We start from the raw sequence: 16295 nt of genomic DNA, 5'->3' as shown, positions 1-16295 counted from the left end.
TGACGCGTGGACACAAAGCAAAAACGGGGCCCAAAGGGCCCCGTTTGAAACGTCAGAAGCAGGCGATCTTACTTGATCTTGGCTTCCTTGAACTCGACGTGCTTGCGCGCGACCGGGTCGTACTTCTTCTTGACCAGCTTGTCGGTCATGGTGCGCGAATTCTTCTTGGCGACGTAGTAAAAGCCGGTATCGGCCGTCGACACGAGCTTGACCTTGATGGTGACCGCCTTGGCCATGTGCAAAACCTCGAAAATGCAGGGATATCGGGAGCCGGCCAAATCGGCCCGCGTTTGGCCGGGAAACTAGCCATAAACCGTGGGAAGTCAAGGATTTCCCGGCCGAAACGGGCCTGATTTCGAGGCTTTTCGACCCAAAAGCGGCGATTTTCGTCGAACCTGGCGCACCGGACTGCCGACTACCGCCTGTCCCCATTTCCAGCTGATGGCAGAGGACAGGATGTCGGTTGCAATCACCCATGACGACCAGGGCGTGCGCGTCGAATGGCTGAAGCAGTGGTACTTCCGCCTGGCCTCGCTGCCGTTCCCTCGCAGGCGGCCTCTACTTTGCCTACTACATCGGCCTGATCCTCAAGGCCGATCTGACGGGATCGGGCTACTGGAGCGAGGACTGGGTCGGGCTGCTGTTCCTGACCGGCTTTGCGCTGGTGATCGGCGCGCCCGGACTGATCCTCGCGACGCTGCGCTACTTCATCGAGGTCGACCCGATCGCGCGGCAGCTGATCGTCACCAAGCAATTCGGTCCGCTGAAGTTTCGCAGCCTGCGCCAACTCAGCGAATTCAAGTTCATCAGTATCACCGATCACTCCGATCCCGATTGCAGCTTCACCGCGTATCACGTGAGCCTGTGCGGAGGCCGCGGCACCAGGCCGGTCATGGTGTCCTTCAGCCGCCGCGACGAGGCGAACGAGTTTGCGCAGACGCTCGGGGCCGAGCTGAAGCTGCGGCCGAAGGACTATGTCGGCACCGAGCCCGACGCGGACTAGCATCGATCGTCTGCGCCCGATCAGGCCTCGAAGAACTGGTTCTTCGGCCGCGGCAGGCCCAGATTTTCGCGCAGGGTCTTGCCTTCGTAGTCCTTGCGGAAGATCCCGCGCCTCTGCAATTCGGGAACGACCTTGTCGACGAACTCGAACAATCCCTGCGGCAGATACGGAAACATGATGTTGAAGCCGTCGCTGCCGCGGCCGGTCAGCCATTCCTCCATCTGATCGGCGATGGTCTGCGGCGTGCCGACGAAGGCGAGCCCGCCATAGCCGCCGACGCGTTGGGCGAGCTGGCGCACGGTGAGCTTGTCGCGCGCGGCGACGTCGACGAGGCGCTGCCGGCCGCTCTTGCTGGCATTGGTTTCCGGGATCGGCGGCAATGGCCCGTCGGGATCGAAGCCGGACGCGTCGGTGCCGAGGATCACCGAGAGCGAGGCGATCGCGCTCTCGTAATGCACGCGGCTGTCGAGCAACGCGCGCTTCTCCTTGGCTTCCTCGACGCTGTCGCCGACCACCACGAAGGCGCCGGGCAGGATCTTCAGATGCTCGGGATCGCGGCCGATCTTCTCCATGCGGCCCTTGATGTCGGCATAGAGTTTTTGTCCGTCCGCAAGGCTGCCGCCGCCGGTGAACACGGCCTCCGCGGTCTCGGCCGCAAGCTGCCTGCCGTCGTCGGATGCGCCGGCCTGCACGATGACCGGCCAGCCCTGCACGGGGCGGGCGATGTTCAGCGGACCGCGGACCGAGAGATATTTGCCCTTGTGGTTGAGCACATGCATCTTGTCGGGATCGACGAACAGCCCGGACTCGACGTCACGCACGAATGCGTCATCGGCGAAGGAGTCCCAGAGGCCGGCGACGACATCGTAGAATTCGCGGGCGCGCTTGTAGCGCTCGGCATGCTCCATGTGATCGTCGAGCCCGAAATTCAGCGCCGCGTCCGGATTGGATGTGGTGACGATATTCCAGCCGGCGCGGCCGCCGGAGATGTGGTCGAGCGAGGCGAAGCGCCGGGCGACGTGATAGGGCTCGTCGAACGTGGTCGAGCCGGTCGCGATCAGGCCGATATTCTCGGTGACGGCCGCGAGCGCCGAGAGCAGGGTGAACGGCTCGAACGAGGTCACGGTGTGGCTGCGCTTCAGCGCGTTGATCGGCATGTTGAGCACGGCCAGATGGTCGGCCATGAAAAACGCGTCGAACTTGCCGGCCTCGAGCTTCCGGATCAGCTGCTTGATATGGTCGAAGTTGAAATTGGCGTCGGGCCAGGCCCCGGGATAGCGCCAGGCGCCGGTGTGGATGCTGATCGGCCGCATGAACGCGCCGAGCTTGAGTTGACGCTTCGCCATTGCCCCGTTCCGTTCTTGATGTCGTTAGCGGAACAGATAGGGAGCGCCGCGGACAACGCCATGAGGGTCCTTAAGAAGAATCTTGCAATCTGGGCGACGAGCAGAGGATATTTTCAACCCGACGCCTTTGTCATCGTGGAGGGGGACATGATCTATCCGGCAAGGCCATGGCTGATCGCGGGCTTCCTGGTTGCGATCGCGCTCTGTCTCGGCAGCCCGGCGCGGGCGCAGATCGTTGCGATCGGCGCGAGCAATGTCGCGGGCCGGGGCGTCAGCAGTTCGGATGCCTGGCCGGCGCAACTGGAAGGCATGCTCGCGGCGAAGGGCCGCAGCGTTCACGTCACCAACGCCGGCATCAACGGCGAGACCAATGCGGGCATGCTGGCCCGGCTCGATTCCGCGGTCCCCGCAGGGACGAAGATCGTGCTGCTCGACCGGCTCGGCGGCGGCTGGAACGCCAGGCGATTGCATCAAGGGGATCAAACCGCCGAGCTCGCTGCGATCGAGGCGCGGCTTCGCAGCCGGGGCATCCGCGTGATCCCGATGTGGTGGAATGCGGTGCTGCGCAATTATCTGCAGCCGGACCACATTCACTTCACGCCGGAGGGACACAGGGTGGTCGCCGCGCACATGCTGCCCTCGGTGATATCAGCCGTGCACTGACCTGACACCGTGTCCCGGCGCAGCAGGGGTCATGCTCCCAGCACGTCCTTATGCATCTTGCCGCCGTAGAAATGGAAGAACGGCACCGGCGCGTCGTGGCGGAGCGGGCCGGTGGCGAGACGGCGGTCGAGCTCGGCCAGCACGTTCTTGGTCATGGCATGCGCGTCCGCGAGCGGCTCGGAGCCAATCTCGACCCAGACCAGCTCGACCAGTTCGGCGTCGGCATGCACCACGCCTTCGACGCGGTGCGCGATTGCTGACGCATCGGCGGTGAAGAAGCGGGTGTCGAAGCGGCGGACGCGGCCGGGCGGCGTGATCGCGCGCGCAATCAGGAACAGGCCGGACGGATCGGGCAGCAGGCCGGCGTCGGCGAACGGCGCCCAGGGACCGTCGAGCCTCAGTGTCTTCTCGACCTTGCGGCCGAGGCAGAGCCCGGTCTCTTCGCAGGCTTCGCGGATCGCTGCATTGGCGAGCGCACGCGCGCGGCCGGGTGTGATCTTCGGGCTGCCCTTGAGCAGATTGGTTTCGAGCTCCGGCGTGATCGGGGCTGCGACCGGCACGCGGCTGTCGGCCTTGTCGACGCGGCCGCCGGGGAAGACGAATTTGCCCGGCATGAACACCACCTTGTCGTGGCGCTTGCCGACCAGCACCTTCGGCTTGGCACCGGAGCGATCGATCAGGATCAGCGTCGCCGCATCTTTCGGCCGGAAGTACGCATGATGATCGGCTTCTTTTTCGCCCTGGTGGACGACGGCGGCAGGTGCGGCAGCTTCAGTCATTTCATCCCTTTCATTTCTTCTTGGGGTCCGGTTTAGCTAGACCGGCGGGATGTCGCTAGGGGCATTTTCGTCAAAGCCATGCATGCGCAGGGCCCATTGCAATCCGATCACGGCTCCCTTCACCGGCTGCAACAACGCCAGCGATGCGAACAGCGTGAACGGCAGATAGATCGCAAGTTGCAGCCACACCGGCGGCGAATAATCGGTCTCGATCCACAGCGCGGTCGGTACCACGATATGGCCGACGATGACGATGACGAGATAGGCGGGCAGATCGTCGGCGCGATGCGGCGAGAAGTCGAGGTCGCAGACCGGGCAATGGCCGTCGCATTTGAGAAACTTGCGAAACAGCTTGCCTCTGCCGCAGCGCGGGCAGCGGCTGAGGAACCCGCGCTTCATCGCGGTCCACACGTCGCGCTTCTCGGGCTCGGCTCCGTCGCGAGTCCAGACCACTGTCGGCGGTGTCACTTCCATGACGTGCCTCGCTTCGATTTGCCGGGCTTGGACTTCGCCGGCTTGCGGTCCTTCTTGTTGCGCGCCTTCCGCTCCTTGTGTGCCTTCTTGCCAGTTCCCTTGCCTGGTCCCTTGCCAAATCCCACAGCGCTGCGCTCAGGCCTTGCGCCGTCGCGTTTTCTGCCGCGCGGAATTGCCTGGCCGCCGGATAATAGCTCAAAGCGCAGCGCGCCCGCCACCGGCGCGGCTTCGACCAGCCGCACGTCGACGACGTCACCAAGCCGATACATGGTTCCACTGCGCGAGCCGATCAGCGCATGGCGGGTTTCGTCGTAGTTGAAATATTCGCTGCCGATGGTGCGGATCGGGATCAGGCCGTCGGCGCCGGTGTCATCGAGCTTCACGAACAGGCCGGATCGCGTCACGCCGGAAATGCGGCCCTGGAACGAGGCGCCGACCTTGTCAGCAAGGAAATGCGCGATCAGCCGGTCGGTGGTCTCGCGCTCCGCCTTCATCGCGCGCCGCTCGGTCACCGAAATCTGCGCGGCGATTTCGGCCAGTGTCTCCACGGTCTCATCCGTCGGCAAGGCGCCTTCGCCGAGGCCGAGCGCGCGGATCAGCGCGCGATGCACGATCAGATCGGCATAGCGCCGGATCGGCGAGGTGAAGTGCGCGTAGCGGCGCAGGTTCAAGCCGAAATGGCCGTAGTTTTCGGCGGAATATTCGGCCTGCGCCTGCGAGCGCAGCACCACCTCATTGACCAGCGGCTCGTAATCCTCGCCCGAAACCTGCGCCAGCACGCGGTTGAATTGCGCGGGCCGCAGCGCGCCCTGCTTGGTGAAGGGCAGGTCGAGCGTCTTCAGGAATTCCTGGAGGTTGTGCACCTTTTCCTGGCTCGGCTCGTCGTGCACGCGGTAGATCAGCGGCAGCGCCTTCTTCTCCAGCATCTCGGCCGCGGCAACGTTGGCGAGGATCATGAACTCCTCGATCAGCCGGTGCGCATCCAGCCGCTGCGGCACGATCACCCGATCGACGGTGCCGTCGGGCTTCAACAGGATCTTGCGCTCGGGCAGATCGAGATCGAGCGGGTCACGCTCGTTGCGCGCGAGCCTGACCAGCTCATAGGCCGCCCACAGCGGCTTCAGGATCGGATCGAGCAGGGGGCCGGTGGTGTCGTCGGGCCTGCCGTCGATCGCGGCCTGCGCCTGCGCGTAATTGAGCTTTGCGGCCGAGCGCATCAGCACGCGGTGGAAGGTGTGCGAGCGCTTGCGGCCGTCGGCGCCGATCACCATCCGCACCGCGAGCGCGCCGCGCGGTTCGCCCGGCACCAGCGAGCAGAGATTGTTGGAGATGCGCTCGGGCAGCATCGGCACCACCCGATCAGGGAAATACACCGAGTTGCCGCGCTGCAGCGCGTCGCGGTCGAGCGCAGAGCCCGCCCGCACATAGAAGGCGACGTCGGCGATCGCGACATGGACGATAAAGCCGCCCTTGTTGTTCGGATCGGGGTCGACCTCGGCATGCACGGCGTCGTCGTGATCCTTGGCGTCCGGCGGGTCGATGGTGACGAGCGGCACGTCGCGCCAATCCTCGCGACCCTGCAACGTCGCGGGCTTTGCGTCTTCGGCTTCGCGCAGCGCAGAAGACGAAAACACCTGCGGGATGTCGTGGGTGTTGATCGCGATCAGGCTGATCGCCTTCTCGCTGGCGATCGAGCCGAGCCGTTCCTTGACCCGGGCGGAGGCGAGCCCGTAGCCGCGGGTGCGGATCAAATCGACGCTGATGAGGTCGCCGTCCTCGGCGCCGCCGCTGTCGGCCTGGGCGATGTTGAGCTCGCGGCCGGCCTGCTTCTTGTCGACCGGGATCAGGCGGCCGCCGCCTTCAGGGTTCTTGCGGAAGATGCCGAGAATGCGGGTGCGTCCGTGATCGATCACCTTGATGACGCGACCGCGATAGGGCGTGCCGTCGCGCTCGTTGGTCACCTCGACCCGCAGCAGCGCGCGGTCACCGACGCCGGCGACGGTACCGGGCTTCGGCCGCCGCGGCGTCTCGATGCGGATTTTCGGGGCGGTGCCGTTTTCTTCGGAGTCCCACTCGGCGGGTGTGGCGATCAACTCGCCGTCGCTGTCACGGCCGGTGATGTCGGCAAGCACGGTCGGCGGCAGCGCCGCCGGCTCGTGAATCTTGCGGCCGCGCTTGGCGACCGTGCCGTCGTCGGCAAGCTCGCGGAGGATCCGCTTCAACTCGATGCGGTCGGCGTTCTTCAGGCCGAACGCGCGCGCGATCTCGCGGGTGCCGATCTTGCCTGGATTGGCGCGGATGAAGGCGACGATGGCGTCCCGGCCCGGAAAGCCATGGTCGGGTTTTGGTTTCACTTATCCTCTTGCCTTGCCGGCGCTCTTCTTCGCGGGCGCTTTCGCGGGTGCCGATGACTTTGCAGGCGACGTCTTGGCACCGGAGGCGACCGGCGCGCGCGCCTTGCTGGTCGCATCCGTTTTCGGCTTCGCCGCGGCCTTCTTGGACGCCCCCTTCTTGGCGGGCTTGGCCTCGGCATCGCCGTCGGCCGTTTCGGCCTTGGCTTTGGCGGGCTTTGCCGCCTTCGCCTTCTTGCCCTTTGCCTTGCCGCCGCCCTTGGCCGCGCGCTCGTCGATCAGCGCGATCGCCTCCGCAAGCGTGACCTCATCGGGCGTCTTGTCGCTCGGAATCGTCGCGTTGACGCCGCCGGCCGCGACATAGGCGCCGTAACGGCCGTTCTTGAGCGCGACGGCGCCCAGCGTCGGGTGGTCGCCGAGCGGCTTGCCCGGGTCGGCGCCGAAGCGGCGGCCGCTCGGACCCTTAGCGATCTTCTCCGCGATCAGCGTGACGGCGCGGTTCAATCCGATGTCGAACACCTCGTCGCCGGCCTCGAGGCTGGCATAGGTCTTCTCGTGCTTGACGAACGGCCCGAACCGGCCGAGGCCGGCCGTGATCGGCTGCCCGGTTTCCGGATGCTTGCCGATCTCGCGCGGCAGCGACAACAGCTTCAGCGCCAGTTCGAGATCGACATCGCCAGGCGAGGTGCCCTTCGGAATCCCCGCGCGCTTCGGCTTCTCGCCTTCGGCGTAATCCTTCTGCTCGCCAAGCTGGATGTAGGGGCCGAAACGGCCGGCCTTCACCGTGACATCGAACCCGGTGTCGGGATCGGTGCCGAGCACGCGGTCGGCGCTCTCGGCGCTGTCGGCCGCCAGCGGCCTTGTGTAGCGGCATTCCGGATAGTTCGAGCAGCCGACGAAGGCGCCGAACTTGCCGGCCTTGAGGTTGAGCCGCCCGGTGCCGCAGGTCGGACACTGCCTGACGTCGCCGCCATCCGCGCGCGGCGGATAGATGTGCGGGCCAAGCATCTCGTCGAGCGCATCCAGTACCTCGGCGACGCGCAGATCCTTGATGTCGTTCACCGCGCCGATGAAGCCGCTCCAGAAATCCTTCAGCACCTGCTGCCAGGAGATCTCGTTGTTGGAGACGCGATCGAGCTGTTCCTCGAGATCGGCCGTGAAGTCGTATTCGACGTATCGCGAGAAGAAGTTTTCCAGGAACGCGACCACGACGCGGCCCTTGTCCTCGCCGTGCAGCCGCTTCTTCTCCAGCTTGACGTAGCCGCGGTCCTTCAGGACCTGCAGGATCGAGGCGTAGGTCGAGGGCCGGCCGATGCCGAGTTCTTCCATCCGCTTCACCAGCGAGGCTTCCGAGAAGCGCGGCGGCGGCTCGGTGAAATGCTGGGTGACGGCAAGGCTCTGGCGCTTCACCGCTTCGCCCTGGCTCATCGTGGGCAGGCGGCGCGAATCCTCGTCCTCCTCGTCGTCACGGCTTTCCTGATAGAGCGCGAGGAAGCCGTCGAACTTGATGACCTGGCCGGAGGCGCGCAGCTCGAGTGTGCGGGCGCCGGCCTTGGCTTCGATGTCGACGGTGGTGCGCTCGAGTTCGGCCGACTCCATCTGGCTCGCAATGGTGCGCTTCCAGATCAGCTCATAGAGCTTGGCCTGGTCGGTATCGAGCCGACGGCCGATGGTGGCGGGGCGACGCGACAGATCGGTCGGGCGGATCGCTTCGTGCGCTTCCTGGGCGTTCTTGGCCTTGGCCTGGTACTGGCGCGGCGCGTCCGGCACGTAGGCGTTGCCATAGTCCTCGCCGATCACCTTGCGGGCCTGGGTGATCGCGGACGGATCGATCTGCACGCCGTCGGTTCGCATATAGGTGATCAGGCCGGTGGTCTCGCCGCCGATGTCGATGCCTTCATACAGCCGCTGCGCGATGCGCATGGTGTGCGCCGGCGCGAAGCCGAGCTTGCGGCTCGCTTCCTGCTGCAGGGTCGAGGTGGTGAAGGGGGCCTGCGGATTGCGCCGGGCCGGCTTGGCCTCGACGGTCGCGACCTTGAACAACGCGGCCTCGATCGCCTTCTTGAAGTCCTCGGCTTCGGCGCCGGAGCCGATGTCGAGTCGCGCGATCTTCTTGCCGTCGGCACCGACCAGCCGCGCCTCGAAGGCGTCGCCGCGCGGCGTCAGCAGCGTCGCGACCAACGACCAGTATTCCCTCGGCACGAACTTCTCGATCTCGAGTTCGCGGTCGCAGACCAGCCGCAGCGCGACGGACTGCACGCGGCCGGCGGAGCGGGCGCCGGGCAACTTGCGCCACAGCACGGGGGAGAGGGTGAAGCCGACCAGATAGTCCAGCGCACGGCGCGCCATATAGGCATCGACCAGCGCGCCATCGATCTGGCGCGGCGCCCTCATGGCATCGGTGACGGCCTGCTTGGTGATGGCGTTGAACACCACGCGCTCGACCTTCTGGTCCTTCAGCGCGCGCTTCTCCTTCATCACCTCCAGCACGTGCCAGGAGATCGCCTCGCCCTCGCGATCAGGGTCGGTTGCGAGAATCAGACGGTCGGCACCCTTGAGCGCCTTGGCGATGTCGTTCAGACGGCCAGCGGCCTTGGCGTCGACCTCCCAGATCATCTGGAAATTGGCGTCCGGATCGACCGAACCGTTCTTGGCCGGGAGGTCGCGGACATGGCCAAACGACGCCAGGACCTCATAGGAGGATCCCAGATATTTGTTGATCGTCTTGGCCTTGGCAGGCGACTCCACAATGACGATATTCATGTCATTCCAATAGCTTACGGGAAAACTTGAAGGTCGGTTCCGCTAGACTCGCGGCCCGCCGTGTCGGGGCGAACATGGGTGCTGAGGCGGTCCCTGTCAAATCGCCAGATATTGAAGGGAGGGTCCAGGCTGTGGAGTTCCTATCCCAAGAGTTGAAAAATACGTCCTAGAGTTGCGGCCGGAAACGGCGTATCTCTTTATATATAGGGGTGGGAATCGGACTAGGCCTTTTGAGCAGCACAGGGGGCGGCCGGAAGCGCAAGGCATCCGGTCGGCGACGACCGGCGGGCGACGAGACAGGTGGGGAGGGCGGTCCGGATGACGCCCTGGTCCTGATCGCAGCCGCCGCGACCGAACTCGCCAAACTCGCCCAGCGCCACAAATTCGAGGTCCTCGACCGGCTGTTCGCGATGGCCCGCCTGGAAGCCGACGAGCAGTTGCGTGTGCGCAGCCGAAGGAGGTTGTCGTGAGGGGACGTCGCGCTCGGCTCTCTTCCCGCGTCGTCCTGGCCTAGTGCGCAATTGCGCACGGGAGCCAGGACCCATAACCACCGAATTTGATGATGAATGGGATCGTTGCCCCAGCATCGCACAACAATTCTCATTTGGGGCAATGGGTCCTGGCTTCCGCCAGGACGACGATGAGGATGGTTCTCGATTCAACGGTCAAGCAGCTTGTTCAGTGTCATCACCTGCGTATGCGGGTGATCCAGTATTCCAGAGGCGCCGGTGTGTGAGCCGAGGGGCCGCGGCGTACTGGATCGCCCGCCTTCGCGGGCGATGACAGGTACCGGTGGGGACGCAGATTTGCGTTCTCGCGACATGAATCGTCCGAGCTCTGCATTTCGTTTCGCCCTCACTCTTGAGGAGGGCGCAGGGAAAGCCGGGTGCCGATCGCACCCATGGGCCCCGAGCAAAAGGTAGAAAGCTCGGGGGTAGGACCACAGGTGTAACCGGAAACACTCCGGCTTTCCCTGCGCGATGGGTTACGGCTTACTTCGCGCTCTCCCCGGCGAGACTTGGCTTGTTTGTCACCGCCTTCGCAAAAACGCCTGCGCGTTTTGCTAGAGGACACCGGCCACTAGGGCGTCAGGACCACACGACTTCGCCGTCCGCCTCATGCGCACTCGTCAGGTGCGCAATCGGCGTCCACCGCATCCCACACCGCGTTCGTGACGATCGCGAAGCGCCCCTCGATCGGGTGAGACGGGCAATCTATGGCACTGAGTTGCATTTCTGATAAAGCGAAATATTTTCACGCGCGAGGATTGACAGATTTTGCTGAGTTGCCCGTCGTGTCGAATGGGCAACACCGGTTGCCATCTCGATGGACGGAGTTAGGCCGATACACGCCGCGCGCGCTTCGCAGCAGGCCGCGGCTTCAGCGCCGTGTCGGCGGCATCAAGCACGCGGCCGTCCTGCGAAAACAGCGCGAGCTTCTTCACCGGCTTGCCCTTGTCGCGGTCGACCAGGATGGTCGCGATTTCGTCCGGGTGCTCGTCGAACTCCTCGGTCCATTGTCGGAGCGCGACCAGGATCGGAAAGATGCCGCGGCCCTTCGGCGTCAGCAGATATTCCTGGTAGGCGCTGCCGTCGGAGGCGGGGACCATCTTCAGGATGCCGCGCTCGACCAGCGTGCGCAGCCGCGTGGCTAGGATGTTCTTGGCGAGGCCGAGGCTCGCCTGGAATTCGCCGAAGCGCCGCCGACCGAGGCTGGCGTCGCGGATGATCAGCAGCGACCACCAGTCGCCGAACACGTCGAGCGCGCGGGCCACCGGGCAAGAATCGCCTGCGAGGCTGGTTCGTTTCACGGCGCGGTCTCCGGAAGTTGGGCCATCACGGTCTTGTGTGGTTGCAATATTAAACCTGATGCCCTAAGTAGGCAACGAAGTTTAATAATGCAACTAACTGGAGGCGGACAATGAGACTGGCAAACAAGACGGCGTTGATCACCGGCGGCAACAGCGGCATCGGGCTTGCGACGGCAAAACTGTTCGTGGCCGAGGGCGCCAAGGTCGTCATCACCGGGCGCAACAAGGAGACGCTTGCGGCGGCGGCCAAGGAACTCGGGCCGAACGCGTTGGCGGTGGTGGCCGACGCCACCGATGTCGCGGCGCTGGAAGCCGCGGTGAAGCAGGGCGCCGAGAAGTTCGGCAAATACGACGTGCTGTTTGCCAATGCCGGCATTCCCGGCCAGACGCCGGTCGGCGGCACCACGCTGGCTGCTTTCGAAAATGTGATCCGCACCAATCTCACCGGCGTGTTCTTCACGGTGCAGGCGGTCGCGCCCTATCTCAACGACGGTGCATCCATCATCCTCAACGGCTCGGTGATTTCGGTGCTCGGCAATCCCGGCTACTCAGCCTATGCCGCGAGCAAGGCCGGCGTGCGCGCGATGGCGCGGGTGATGGCGTCAGAGCTGTCGCCGCGCAACATCCGCGTCAATGTGGTGGCGCCAGGCGCGGTGCGTACACCGATCTGGGGCGCGGCGATCGCAACGCCCGAGGCCGAGAAGGTGTTCGAGGCGCGGATCGGCAAGACCACGCCGCTGGGGCGGATCGGCGAACCCGATCACATCTCGAAGACGGTGCTGTTCCTGGCGTCCGACGACGCGGCGCACGTGCAGGGGCAGGAATTGTTCATCGATGGCGGCGCAACGGCCTCGCCCGCGGGCGCGCCGATCTATCGCGGCTAAATTGTTTCTCATTGTAACGAACCGGCCGGTGTGAAGCGCTTCATACCGGCCGGTTGCGTGCGCGACTATCATTGCGTGAATTGAACCTTTGACGTACTCCCGGGACTCCTGAAAAGGGCGGGGAATTTTTTCACCACGGAATCATTTGGAGTGCCGTCATGCCCAAAGCAGCTCGTATTGCGACTCCGGTCAGAGTTTCGTCCGCGTCCGAGAATTCGGACACGGCACAGTTCGTGACGGTCGCGCTGTTTTCCGGCATCGGTTTGTTGATCTCCCTCGTCGCCGTCATCGCCGGCATTCAGGGCGTCTGGTTCTGAGGCATCCGGCGAGTCGCCCGCGCATGACGCTTGCCGCTTGGCCAAGACCTTGTCCCGCCCACAACTGTCATACCCCGCGCGTGCGGGGTATCCAGTACGCCGCGGCCTCCCGGTTCAGTAACGGCCGTCTCTGGAATACTGGGTCACCCGCTTTCGCGGGTGACGACAGTGGTTCTGGGGTTAAGCGGCGTTCAGGCTGCCGGCGGCCTGCAGCGCGCCTGCGACCGCCTTCTCGCGATGCTCGGGACCGACCTGGATGCCGTCGGCCGGGATGAATTCAAGATTCCTGACACCGATGAAGCCGAACACCCCGCGCAGATAGGTCTCGAGATGCTCGAGGGCTGCCATCGGCGTGTCGGCGCCGTAATAGCCGCCGCGCGAGATCGCGATGATGACCCGCTTGTTGCCGGCCAATCCCTGAACGCCGGTGGCGTCGTATTTGAAGGTCTTGCCCGCAACCAGGACGCGGTCGATCCAGGCCTTGAGCTGGGAGGGAATGGTGAAATTGTACATCGGCGCGCCGATCACCACGATGTCGGCGGCGAGGAACTCGTCCAGCACAGCTTGGCCGGTCGCGATATCGTCGCGCACCGACGGGTCCGGTGCGGCGCCCTGGCTCGCGGCCAGGTGGAGGCCGGAGAGGTGGGCGAGCGGGGTTTTGGTGAGATCGCGGTAGCTCACGACGAGGCCGGGATTGGCCTGGCGCAGCCGCTCGACGGCGGCGGCGGAGACCTGCCGGCTGACGGAGTGGGGGCCGAGGACCGAGGAGTCGATGTGCAGAAGTTTCATGGCTGGGATCACCTTTGGTATAGGTTTGTAACTGGCGCTATATGAGTGACCGCCCTAAATGTCCGCAAGAACGCACATTTTTGAAACCCGAGCACAGCGATGAGACCTGAGAACATCCATGTGACTGCCCCGCCGCCGCGGCCGAGTCCCGATCACAGCGATTGCCGCGCGGTCGCCTCCGTGCTGGCGCGGGTCGGCGACAAGTGGAGCGTGTTCGTGATCATGATGCTGATCGACGGGCCGAAGCGCTTCAACGAATTGAAGCGCATGATCAGCGGCATCTCGCAGCGGATGCTGACGCTCACGCTGCGTGGACTGGAGCGCGACGGCCTGGTGACCCGCACGGTGTTTCCGACCATCCCGCCGCGGGTCGACTATGAGCTGACCGATCTCGGCCGCGGGCTGGCGGCGCCCGTGAAGGCGCTCGGCGAATGGGCGTTCGCGCATCTGCCGGAGATCGAAGGCGCGCGCAGCAGTTTTGATGCGCGGAACGGCGACTGAAATCTGGACCCGTCACCCTGAGGAGCGCGAAGCGCGTCTCGAAGGGTCGACGGCCACCAGCGGGGCCGTGCATCCTTCGAGACGCGGCCAAGAAGCCGCTCCTCAGGATGACGGGGAGAGGTGCGGCGCCACGGGGCGTGCGCTCTTAATTTCTAGATCATCGACACCAGCCCGCCGCCGTGACGCTCGAGCCTGCCGGCAAGCTCCAGCTCCAGCAGCACCGCGCGGACGACAGCGGGCGAGACATCGGCCATCCGGATCAGATCGTCGAGGCTGATCGGGCTCGGACCGAGCAGATTGATGATGCGGGCGCGGTCGCCGCCATCGGTGGCAAAATCCAGCGGCTCGTCGTCCTCGCGCGCGCCAAGCATCACCGGCCGCTCCATGATCGGCGTCACCGCGCTGATGACGTCGGCGGCTTCAGTGACCAGCGTGGCGCCCTGCTTGATCAGATCGTTGGCGCCGGCGGCGCGCGGATCGATCGGCGAGCCCGGCACCGCGAACACCTCACGGCCCTGTTCGGCGGCCATCCGCGCCGTGATCAGCGAGCCCGAGCGATGCGCGGCCTCCACCACCACGACGCCGAGCGAGGCGCCCGAGATCAGCCGGTTGCGGCGGGGGAAGTCGCGCGCCCGCGGCACATGGCCGAGCGGCATCTCCGAAATCGCGGCACCGCGCTCGAGCAGGGCGGCCAGCAGATCCTCATGCTCCGGCGGGTAGATCCTGTCGTGGCCGCCGGCGAGCACCGCGACCGTGCCGCTCGCAACGGTCGCGCGATGCGCCGCCTGATCGATGCCGCGGGCGAGGCCGGAGATCACGACTAAGCCGGCGTCGCCGAGATCGCGCGCGAGAGTGCCTGCAAATTTCAGCCCGGCGCCGGAGGCATTTCGGGAGCCGACGATCGCGATCATCGGGCGCATCAGCGTGTCGCGCGCGCCGCGCACGGCAAGCAGCGGCGGCGCGTCGTCGATGGTGGCAAGCCGGGCCGGATAATGCGCTTCCTCCGGCGCGACGAGGTCGATGCCATGCCTCGCGCAGGCCGCAAGCTCCGCAGCCGCGTCGGCTTCGCTCGTGATGCGCCCGGGGCCCGACGCGCCGCCGCGGCGCGCGAGATCGGGCAGCCGCTCCAGCGCGTGCGCCGCATCGCCAAAATGGCGGAGCAGCGATGCAAAGGTGCGTGGGCCGACATTGTCGGAGCGGATCAGCCGCAGGCGGTTGAGCCGCTCGGTGTCGGTGAGTTTTACAGCGCTGGGCGTCCGGTCATGCATGTGGAGCGTAGCTTCGCCCAACCTGGGATTGTGATCAACCACGACATTGGCGCAGTGGGCGTGACGCGCTACAAGCGGTCGCCAATTCCGGGGAAGCCGACCATGATCTCACTTGCCGACCTCAAAGCGCGTATCGAGCAGGGCGCGCTGTCGCCCGAGGCTGCCATCGGCCAGTCGCTGGAGGCGATCGGCGCGCTGGAAAAGACCATCGGCGCCTTCGTCCGCCACGACGACAAGGCGCGGGCGCAGACTGCCGGGCCGCTGCGCGGTATTGCGGTCGGCATCAAGGACATCATCGATACCGCCGACTTCCCGACCGAGATGGGGGCTGCGATCTATCGCGCCCATCAGCCGCGCGCCGATGCGCCGGTCGTGATGGCGCTGAAGCAGGCCGGCGCCACTATCATCGGCAAGACCACGACCACGGCGTTCGCCGCGAACGATCCGACTGCAACCCTCAATCCGCACAATCACGCGCATACGCCGGGCGGATCGTCGTCGGGCTCGGCCGCCGCGGTCGCCGCCGGGATGATCCCGCTGGCATTGGGCACGCAGACCGGCGGCTCGGTGATCCGGCCGGCCTCGTTCTGCGGCGTCGCCGCGATCAAGCCGAGCTACCGGCTGCTGCCGACCGTCGGCGTGAAATGCTTTTCCTGGACGCTCGATACCGTCGGGCTGTTCGGCGCCGGCGTGCGCGATGTCGCGCTGGGGCTGGCCGCGATGACCAGGCGGCCTGAGCTGATCGTGCCGTCATCGGTCGCTGTTCCGCGCATCGGCGTGGTGACGCAGGCTTTCGCCGGCGCACCTGAAACGTCCGGCGCGGAGGCGTTGCAGAAGGCGGCGCGGGCGGCGGAGCAGGCGGGTGCGACCGTTCGCGAACTCGCAATGCCTGACATCGTCGCGGAGGCGTGGCGGATCCATCCGGTGGTCCAGGAGTTCGAGGCGCATCAGTCGTTCGCCTGGGAATACGGCCAGCACTACGACGCGATGCCGCCGCTATTGCGCGGCCGGCTCGACGAGAGCAAGGGCGGCACGCCGGCCGAGTACGACGCGGCGATGGACGTCACGCTGCGCGCGCGGCAGGCGCTGGCCGCGATCCTCGGCGAGGTCGACGTGCTGCTGACGCTGTCGGCGCCGGGCGCGGCTCCCGCGGGTTTGGCATCGACCGGCGATCCTCGTTACAACCGGCTCTGGACGTTGATGGGCGTGCCTTGCGTCAACGTCCCGACGCTGATCGCCGAGGACGGATTGCCTGTCGGCGTGACCGTGGTCGCGGGCTTCGGCGGCGATGCCAAGGCGCTGGCGGCGGCGAGCTTTGTGGAAGCTGCATTGGCAAAATAGGCAGCG

Annotated in this window: 16 protein-coding genes; 7 read left to right on the top strand and 9 right to left on the bottom strand. The window is 65.6% G+C overall.

Translation table 11 applies throughout. The features are described 5' to 3' along the window. Window positions 1-68 precede the first annotated feature (68 nt). Complete coding sequence (gene rpmG / locus V5279_RS26250) at window positions 69-236, bottom strand: 50S ribosomal protein L33 (protein WP_018271988.1); 168 nt, start codon at window positions 234-236, stop codon at window positions 69-71. A 428-nt stretch (window positions 237-664) separates the two neighbouring features. On the opposite strand from rpmG, the gene V5279_RS26245 reads away from it, so the two are divergent. Next, entirely contained in the window at window positions 665-1003 is a 339-nt protein-coding gene (locus V5279_RS26245) for a hypothetical protein (RefSeq protein WP_338689384.1), read from the top strand. A gap of 20 nt (window positions 1004-1023) precedes the next feature. On the opposite strand, the gene V5279_RS26240 is transcribed toward V5279_RS26245, so the two are convergent. Next, the gene (locus V5279_RS26240) at window positions 1024-2349 is read right to left on the bottom strand and encodes an LLM class flavin-dependent oxidoreductase (protein ID WP_338689382.1); all 1326 of its coding nucleotides are present in this window, start codon (window positions 2347-2349) and stop codon (window positions 1024-1026) included. A 147-nt stretch (window positions 2350-2496) separates the two neighbouring features. Between V5279_RS26240 and V5279_RS26235 the strand changes: the two genes are divergently transcribed. Next, entirely contained in the window at window positions 2497-3012 is a 516-nt protein-coding gene (locus tag V5279_RS26235) for a GDSL-type esterase/lipase family protein (protein WP_338689380.1), read from the top strand. Window positions 3013-3041: 29 nt separating this feature from the next. Here the strand turns inward: V5279_RS26235 and V5279_RS26230 are convergent, their stop codons facing one another. From V5279_RS26230 to topA, 4 genes are read right to left on the bottom strand one after another with little or no spacing between them, the layout of a single operon-like run. Further along, window positions 3042-3791, bottom strand: a complete 750-nt coding sequence (locus V5279_RS26230) for an NUDIX hydrolase (RefSeq protein WP_338689378.1) — start codon at window positions 3789-3791, stop codon at window positions 3042-3044. A 36-nt stretch (window positions 3792-3827) separates the two neighbouring features. Continuing rightward, complete coding sequence (locus tag V5279_RS26225; protein WP_029081045.1) at window positions 3828-4265, bottom strand: DUF983 domain-containing protein; 438 nt, start codon at window positions 4263-4265, stop codon at window positions 3828-3830. Beyond that, a complete protein-coding gene (gene rnr, locus V5279_RS26220) occupies window positions 4256-6619 on the bottom strand; it encodes a ribonuclease R (protein ID WP_338689375.1) in 2364 nt (787 codons plus the stop codon). Before rnr ends, V5279_RS26225 begins: the two co-directional genes overlap by 10 nt. Next, window positions 6620-9379 (bottom strand): type I DNA topoisomerase, encoded by a 2760-nt coding sequence (gene topA / locus V5279_RS26215; protein ID WP_338689373.1) that lies wholly within the window; start codon window positions 9377-9379, stop codon window positions 6620-6622. Window positions 9380-9609: 230 nt separating this feature from the next. On the opposite strand from topA, the gene V5279_RS26210 reads away from it, so the two are divergent. Beyond that, entirely contained in the window at window positions 9610-9849 is a 240-nt protein-coding gene (locus tag V5279_RS26210) for a hypothetical protein (RefSeq protein ID WP_166293416.1), read from the top strand. 866 nt (window positions 9850-10715) lie between these two features. On the opposite strand, the gene V5279_RS26205 is transcribed toward V5279_RS26210, so the two are convergent. Then, a complete protein-coding gene (locus V5279_RS26205) occupies window positions 10716-11189 on the bottom strand; it encodes a helix-turn-helix domain-containing protein (protein ID WP_338689369.1) in 474 nt (157 codons plus the stop codon). A gap of 110 nt (window positions 11190-11299) precedes the next feature. Here V5279_RS26205 and V5279_RS26200 point away from each other — a divergent pair, with 110 nt between their 5' ends. After that, window positions 11300-12073 (top strand): glucose 1-dehydrogenase, encoded by a 774-nt coding sequence (locus V5279_RS26200; RefSeq protein ID WP_338689367.1) that lies wholly within the window; start codon window positions 11300-11302, stop codon window positions 12071-12073. A gap of 158 nt (window positions 12074-12231) precedes the next feature. Then, window positions 12232-12390, top strand: a complete 159-nt coding sequence (locus tag V5279_RS26195; RefSeq protein ID WP_166294400.1) for a hypothetical protein — start codon at window positions 12232-12234, stop codon at window positions 12388-12390. 180 nt (window positions 12391-12570) lie between these two features. On the opposite strand, the gene V5279_RS26190 is transcribed toward V5279_RS26195, so the two are convergent. Then, window positions 12571-13179, bottom strand: a complete 609-nt coding sequence (locus V5279_RS26190; protein WP_029081050.1) for an FMN-dependent NADH-azoreductase — start codon at window positions 13177-13179, stop codon at window positions 12571-12573. Between the two features lie 99 nt (window positions 13180-13278). Between V5279_RS26190 and V5279_RS26185 the strand changes: the two genes are divergently transcribed. Continuing rightward, window positions 13279-13680, top strand: a complete 402-nt coding sequence (locus tag V5279_RS26185; RefSeq protein WP_166294404.1) for a winged helix-turn-helix transcriptional regulator — start codon at window positions 13279-13281, stop codon at window positions 13678-13680. A gap of 152 nt (window positions 13681-13832) precedes the next feature. Here the strand turns inward: V5279_RS26185 and dprA are convergent, their stop codons facing one another. After that, a complete protein-coding gene (gene dprA, locus V5279_RS26180) occupies window positions 13833-14948 on the bottom strand; it encodes a DNA-processing protein DprA (RefSeq protein WP_338689362.1) in 1116 nt (371 codons plus the stop codon). 102 nt (window positions 14949-15050) lie between these two features. Here dprA and V5279_RS26175 point away from each other — a divergent pair, with 102 nt between their 5' ends. After that, on the top strand, window positions 15051-16289 hold the full coding sequence (locus V5279_RS26175) for an amidase (RefSeq protein ID WP_338689360.1): 1239 nt from the start codon (window positions 15051-15053) through the stop codon (window positions 16287-16289). The last annotated feature ends 6 nt before the right edge of the window (window positions 16290-16295 follow it).

Origin of the sequence: Bradyrhizobium sp. 26S5 (assembly GCF_036923295.1) — a bacterium.
In the GTDB taxonomy this organism is placed as follows: Bacteria; Pseudomonadota; Alphaproteobacteria; order Rhizobiales; family Xanthobacteraceae; genus Bradyrhizobium; species Bradyrhizobium septentrionale.
Note: the sequence above shows the minus strand (reverse complement) of the source record. Positions and strands in the feature narration are given on the sequence as shown.